This window comes from Kitasatospora sp. NPDC058492 (genome assembly GCF_042720685.1).
In the GTDB taxonomy this organism is placed as follows: Bacteria; Actinomycetota; Actinomycetes; order Streptomycetales; family Streptomycetaceae; genus Kitasatospora.
In genome coordinates this window covers 39,872-45,871 of the sequence record NZ_JBHXMU010000044.1, presented here as the reverse complement: position 1 = coordinate 45,871, position 6,000 = coordinate 39,872, and the positions used below count along the sequence as shown (strand labels likewise).

6 protein-coding genes and 1 pseudogene are annotated in these 6,000 nt (G+C 72.5%); 6 read left to right on the top strand and 1 reads right to left on the bottom strand.

Annotated features, from left to right (window positions below):
* Nucleotides 1-412 (bottom strand): annotated as a pseudogene (locus ACFWPI_RS26350) (hypothetical protein); the annotation flags it as partial.
* A 489-nt stretch (nucleotides 413-901) separates the two neighbouring features.
* On the opposite strand from ACFWPI_RS26350, the gene ACFWPI_RS26345 reads away from it, so the two are divergent.
* From ACFWPI_RS26345 to ACFWPI_RS26320, 6 genes are all read left to right on the top strand, one after another.
* Nucleotides 902-1,048 (top strand): hypothetical protein, encoded by a 147-nt coding sequence (locus tag ACFWPI_RS26345; protein ID WP_380375245.1) that lies wholly within the window; start codon nucleotides 902-904, stop codon nucleotides 1,046-1,048.
* Nucleotides 1,049-1,388: 340 nt separating this feature from the next.
* On the top strand, nucleotides 1,389-2,066 hold the full coding sequence (locus tag ACFWPI_RS26340; protein WP_380375244.1) for a hypothetical protein: 678 nt from the start codon (nucleotides 1,389-1,391) through the stop codon (nucleotides 2,064-2,066).
* A gap of 7 nt (nucleotides 2,067-2,073) precedes the next feature.
* The gene (locus ACFWPI_RS26335) at nucleotides 2,074-2,484 is read left to right on the top strand and encodes a hypothetical protein (protein WP_380375243.1); all 411 of its coding nucleotides are present in this window, start codon (nucleotides 2,074-2,076) and stop codon (nucleotides 2,482-2,484) included.
* Nucleotides 2,485-2,496: 12 nt separating this feature from the next.
* Nucleotides 2,497-4,833: a hypothetical protein gene (locus ACFWPI_RS26330; protein WP_380375241.1), complete on the top strand. Its 2,337-nt coding sequence runs from the start codon at nucleotides 2,497-2,499 to the stop codon at nucleotides 4,831-4,833.
* 163 nt (nucleotides 4,834-4,996) lie between these two features.
* Nucleotides 4,997-5,140, top strand: coding sequence for a hypothetical protein (locus ACFWPI_RS26325; RefSeq protein WP_380375239.1), 144 nt, complete (start codon nucleotides 4,997-4,999; stop codon nucleotides 5,138-5,140).
* A 25-nt stretch (nucleotides 5,141-5,165) separates the two neighbouring features.
* Nucleotides 5,166-5,981, top strand: a complete 816-nt coding sequence (locus ACFWPI_RS26320; protein ID WP_380375238.1) for a hypothetical protein — start codon at nucleotides 5,166-5,168, stop codon at nucleotides 5,979-5,981.
* Nucleotides 5,982-6,000: the final 19 nt, after the last annotated feature.

The following is a 6,000-nucleotide window of genomic DNA, read 5'->3' as shown; positions in this document are numbered from 1 at the left end:
GCGGAAAACCGGGTGGTGCGGGTGCCGATTCCGGGTCGGGTAAGAAGTCCGACGGCAAGTCCGGCGGAAACGGTGCCGGCGGCGGCGGGAAGCCGAGCACCTCCGGCGGCGGGGGAGGAGCCGGCAGCGGCAAGACCTCCGGCGGACCGGACAAGAAGCCCGACAAGAAGCCCGACAAGAAGCCCGACAAGAAGCCGGCCGCCGGCAGCGGGTCGGGCGACAAGAAGCCGGGTGCGGGTGCCGATTCCGGGTCGGGTAAGAAGTCCGACGGCAAGTCCGGCGGAAACGGTGCCGGCGGCGGCGGGAAGCCGGGCACCTCCGGCGGCGGGGGAGGAGCCGGCAGCGGCAAGACCTCCGGCGGACCGGACAAGAAGCCCGACAAGAAGCCGGCCGCCGGCAGCGGGTCGGGCAAGGGCGGGACCTCTGGCGGTTCGGGCGGACCCGGCAAGGGTCGGACGCCTGGCTCCTCCGGCGGCAAGTCGGGCGGCTCGGGCGCGGGCAGCGGGTCGGGCAAGGGCGGGACCTCCGGCGGTTCCGGCAAATCCGGTGCAGGAGGGAAGTCGGGCAAGGGCCCGGCTCCGGGGCCGGGCAAGCCCAAGCGGCCGAGCCCGAGCAAGCCGGGGCCGGGCAAGCCCAAGCGGCCGAGCAAGGGCGGGAGCAGGAGCACGTCGAAGGGCGGCGCCAGTTCCGCCGGCAGCTCCGGCAGCTCCGGCAGTGCTGCCGGTACCGGCGGTACCGGCGCGCCCTCGGCGCCTCCGAGTGCCAGGGGCGGGCGTCGGTGGTTGTGGAAGCGGCGTAGGGACACGGCCGCTTCCGGCGGCGGCGCCGGTCACACCGCCGGACGGGCCGACAGCGCGGCCGACGCCGGATCGGGCAGCAAGGCGGGCGGCTGGCGGGGGCGGTGGCGGCGCAGTGCGCCTCCGCCGCCCCCGCCGCCTCCGCCGTCCTCTCCGCCCCCGCCGCCTCCGCCGTCCTCTCCGCCCCCGCCGCCTCCGCCGTCCTCTCCGCCCCCGCCGCCTCCGCCGTCCTCTCCGCCCCCGCCGAGTGATGACGGTTCGTCGTTCTCGGCCTGGGCGGCTGACTCGGAAGGTGCTCGCTGGTACCGCGACCGCGCCGACGAGGGCGAGCGGATCATCGTCGAGGAGATGCCCCGGCCGTCCCGGAGGCGGCGCAGTGAGCCGGAGCGGCCCCGTCCGGCGATCTCCACCGGTCGTGTAGTCGTCCCGCCGCCTCGGGCTCCCCGTCCCCGGCCTGAGCCGACTGCGCCCCCTGAGCCGACCTCGACCCCGACCTCGACCCCGACCTCGACCCCGACCCCGACCTCGGAGCCGAGTTCGACCCCGACTCCGAGCTCGACCCCGAGCTCGACCTCGACCCCGGAGCCGCCCGTGAGCACGGTCAAGCCCCTCGTCCCTGCCCCTGCGCCGGTCGTACTGGTCTCGGTCTCTACCTCGGAGAGGGGTGCGGAGCCGGCCGCGGTGGGCGGGGCGGTCGACGATCCGCCAGGGATGGTTGTCCCTGCCCCGGCCGCCCCGGTACCGCTCGCCAAGAACAGCGGGGCGGAGCCGGCCGCGGCGGGCGGGACCGTCGTGACCGTCGTGGCGGTGGCGCCGTCGCCGAGCCCGGTCACGGGCGGCGGACTGGTCGGCGCGATCGTCGGGCGGGAGGAGGCTATCGCCCCGCAGCACGAGACCGAGGTCACCGTCGATGACTGCTGCTGGGAGCTGGCCGACATCACCGAGCGGGCTTTCAAGCGGCACGAGGGCACCAATCGCCTGACCCAGCGGGCCGAGAAGCTGGCCCGCTCGCTTGAGGAGTTCAAGGTCGAGCTGGTGGACGTGCACAACATCGTCGGCCGGCGCACGAACGCCGCGGTCGATCGGATGATCGAGCGGGTCCAGGTGATGGCGCAGTCGATCACGGAGATCGGGGTGCAGTCGCTCGCCGCCGCGGAGCTGTCCGAGGTGGCCGAGGGCGCGATGTTCGACGAGTACAAGCCGATCCAGCGGTCGACGGCCGATGCCGGGCTGTCGACGCCTAGCGCGGCCATCCACAACGAGAGCTAGGGAAGACATGGAAGAGCTCGACGTTCCGGACGCGGGAGACATGGCGGCGCGCGTCCTCAAGTTCATGGCCGTGCAAGGCCAGTTGGTCAACCTGAAGGTGCAGATGGCCGCGCTGTCGCAGCGGGTGAACAGTGCCCGCCGGCAGATGGAGGGCGACGCGGAACAGGCCAGGAAGCTGGTCGACATGAGCGGTCCGGCCGGAGTCGCTCCGGAGTTCCTGGCCAGGATCGAGGAGGTCGCGGCGTCTCTGCTCGGCGTCTCGGAGTCGGCGGCGGTGCTGGTCTCCGCTGCCGACGCGGCCTCGGTTGCCGCCGACGACACGCAGAGCGAGCACAAATCGGAGTACGGAGGCATCTACGAAGTCGCGCAGACCAGGAAGCACCCGATGGCCAAGCCCGGTTTCTACCGGGTCCGTTGAAGGAGAAGGAACATGTCCCCGGCTGATACCCCCCTTGACCAGCAGGACGCGGCGCCGCTCGCCGCGACCCCTGCGCAGATCGGCACGATCGCGCGGATCGAGCGCGGCGCCTACCTCGCTTCGGCGGTGGCCGTCGCCTCCGCCTCGCACGTTGAGTCGCTCGCGCCGCCGATCGTCGCGTTCACGGTGCTCCTGGTTGCCGGCTTCGTGCTGTGGATCAGCGCACGGGATGAGGACCACCGGCGTACGGTGCGCGTCGCTCAGCGGCTCCTCGCCCCGGTGACGGGCTGCCTGCTGTATCTGGCGATGCAGTACTTGACCGGCTGGGCGTGGTGGGAGGACATCCTCGCCGCGTCCGTGTGGGGCACGTTGATGTGGTGGCTGGCCCCGATCGCGCGCAGCATCCCGATCGCCCGGGGCGGTGTGCCGGCGGTGGTCGCCGACGCCGCCCCGGCCGTCGCGGTCGCTGCGCAGGCCATGCCGATGCCCGCCACGTACGAGGAGCGCATCTCCTACTTCTGGGCACAGTCCGCTGGCGCCGAGCGCGGCATCGCGGCCGGCACCGCGCTGACCGCCGTCCGGCTGCTCAACGGAGGCCCCGACTTCGAGGGCATCGTCGTGGCGCAGCCGGGCAGGCCGGTCCCGAATGTGCAGATCCGCAACCTCGCGGCGCTGTTCGACTGCCCGGTGGAGCGGGTCACCTGGGAGGGCATCGCGGGCAGCGGCCCGGGCCGGATGCGGCTGGTCGTCGCGCCGAGTGCCGTGCAGGCCGCTGCGGTGGCACCGGTGGCCAGCACCCTTGAGGCGATGTGGCCGGTCCATGTCTCGGCGCCGGGCAAGGCCGCCCCCGGGCTTGTCCTGGTGGGCAAGCGCGCGGAGGGCAACCGGCTGGTGCTTCACGGCCAGGCGCAGCAGGGCACGACCGTGGCGGTCAATCACGGCGCGCTGTGCTCCGCGCTGGGGATCACCGACCCGACGTGCGTCGTGGTGGAGACGGACGGTGTTCGGGACGCGCTGATCAGCGTCTACAGGAAGAACCCGTTGCTGGACGTCCGCAAGGCCACCCGCGAGGATCTGGTCATGGACTCGCGGGGGCGGATCCGGATCGGTGTCCAGCACGATGGCGCGCCGGCCCTTTTCCCGTTGTACGAACCGGACAAGGGGGCGCTGCGGGGGATCGACGCGGGCTGCACCGGCGCGGGCAAGTCGGTTCTTCTCGGCCACGTGCTCGCGGCCGAGAAGATCAACGGGGTCGTGAGCTGGGTGATCGACCTGCAAGGCGGCGCCTCCCTCCCGGAGGCCTGCGGGCGGGTGGACTGGATGGTCGGCGACGAAGCCGGCGCGATCCGGATGCTCAAGGCCCTCAAGCGGGTGTTGAAGGCCCGGGAGAAGATCAACCGCTCGCTCGGCCGCAGCGGGTTCTTCATCAACGACCCGTACCCGTTGCTGAACCTGAGCTGTGACGAGATCAACCGCCTGCTCTCGCACCCGAACCCGGAGCTCAAGCGGCTGGCGGCGCAGCTGATCGCTGACGTCCAGAAGACCGGCAGGAAGCTCGGCGTCGGCATCCGGCTCGGCGTGCAGAGCTTGCATTTGACGGATTTGGGCGATGAGAATTCCATCCGTGAGCAGGGTAAGGACGGCCCCTGCGTGATGATGCGCGTGATGAGCGGCAGCACGAAGGGGATGGGGACCGAGGGCATCGCGCCGGCCGGTTTCGTGCTGGAGAACATCCCGGAGCGCATCTACCCCAGCGGCCAGATTGCCGCGAAGTTCGCGGGGACGGCCGACGGTGACGGCGAGTCGACGGCCGGCATGGGTTACCTGTTCACCGGCGGCCGGGCGACGCTGATGCGGGTCTGGAAGGTCGACCGGTACCCGGGGCTGAACATGGATCTGGTCGAGCTGTACGGCCCGGATGCGCCGCCCACCCTCGACGACGTGTCGGCCCAGGCCGCCGGCGCCGTCTACCTCGACCGTCCGGCGGACGGCTGGGAGCCGCCGGCCGACGACGACGCTCCGGCGGCGGGCGCGGCGCCCCGTGCCGCGGCGGTCCCGGCGCCGGCGGGGCCGGACGTTGAGGACGAGTACGACGAGGACGAGGACGAGGACGAGGACGATCCGGCGGTGCTGGCGGTGAAGCGGGACGAGGAGAACGGTCTTCGGGACCAGATCAAGGCCGCGTTCGCCACCAAGAGCCCGCTGAGTCGGGCCGAGATTCGTAATGCGGTGAGCGGCTTCACGCCCGGCACGATCAACAACGTGGTCAGCGAGCTCGCGGAGGCGGGCGAGCTGACCAAGGTGGCCCACAACAAGTACGAGCTGACCCGGCAGCCCGCCCGGGTCTGACGGGTCGTGGAAAGGCCGACGACACCAGCAAGTAGCGGAAGTTACGTAACTTGCGCTAATGTTGGTGTCGTCGGCCTCCCGGGGCGGGCCCGCCACCACGCGACCCCGTCCCCCGCGCGCCGTTTCCCGCGGGAAACACCGCCACCACAGAAAGGCCCCGGCCATGGACGACTGGCTCGACTTCGTCCGCTTCCTCACCCACACCCAGGACCACCACCGGGACGAGATGCTCCGCCTCCTCATCCTCCTCGGCCTGGCGCTCGACCTGATCACCACCGGCGCCGTGATCGCCTCCGACCTCCTCTGACCACGCCGAACGGAGAACCCGTCCCATGAACCTGACCCTCACCCACACCGCGGACCAGCTCGCCGAGCTGCGCGCCCCGCAGGCCCGCCCGGCCGTCGAGCACCTCCTCGACCACCAGGCCGGCACGGTCACCATCGGCCGCACCGCCGACGGCGCCCCGGCCGTCGTCCCGCTGTGGACCGAGCACGGCGCCGTACCCCTCGGCATCATCGGCGGCCCCGGCGCCGGCGCCTCCGGGATCCTCGATCACCTGTGGGCGGCCGAATCCGCCTCCCCGGTCGTCTCCCCCTGGGTCGCCGGCCTCGACCAGGACCTCGACCACTACCTCGGCCCCACCCTGGACCGCCGGGCCTGCACCCCCGACCAGACCCGCGACCTCCTGCGCGCCGCCGTTCACATCGCCCGCAACCGCGCCTACCCCATCGCCCGCGACCGCGCCGCGATCCTCGCCAACTGGCCCCGGCCCGTCTACCAGCCCACCGCCGCCGAACCGCTGATCACCCTCACCCTCACCACGTGGGAGCTGGTCCGCCTCGACGACGACGGCATGCGCCACGTCGAGGAGCTCACCCTCTTCGGCCGCCGCGGCGGCGTCGCCCTGCGCATCGCCTACCGCGGCCACTACCTCACGACCCTCGGCGGCAACCTGCACGCCACCCTCAGCAACAGCACGCTGATCGCGCTGCGCGACGCCGAACTCGGCTTCGCCCTCGGTCCCGCCCGCGCCACCATCCCCACTGCCATGCCCGGCACCGGCTACCTCATCGCCCCCCACCGCGGCACCGGCCCCCGTGGCCCGGTCCTGTTCCGCTCCTTCGCCCCCCACCGCGCCGACGCGTGACCGCGCTCATCCCGGCCTG

Excerpts from the sequence above, each read along its gene's own strand:
- ACFWPI_RS26335 (WP_380375243.1), top strand. The coding sequence starts at position 2,074 with ATGGAAGAGCTCGACGTTCCGGACGCGGGAGACATGGCGGCGCGCGTC.
- ACFWPI_RS26330 (WP_380375241.1), top strand. The coding sequence starts at position 2,497 with ATGTCCCCGGCTGATACCCCCCTTGACCAGCAGGACGCGGCGCCGCTC.
- ACFWPI_RS26325 (WP_380375239.1), top strand. The coding sequence starts at position 4,997 with ATGGACGACTGGCTCGACTTCGTCCGCTTCCTCACCCACACCCAGGAC.
- ACFWPI_RS26320 (WP_380375238.1), top strand. The coding sequence starts at position 5,166 with ATGAACCTGACCCTCACCCACACCGCGGACCAGCTCGCCGAGCTGCGC.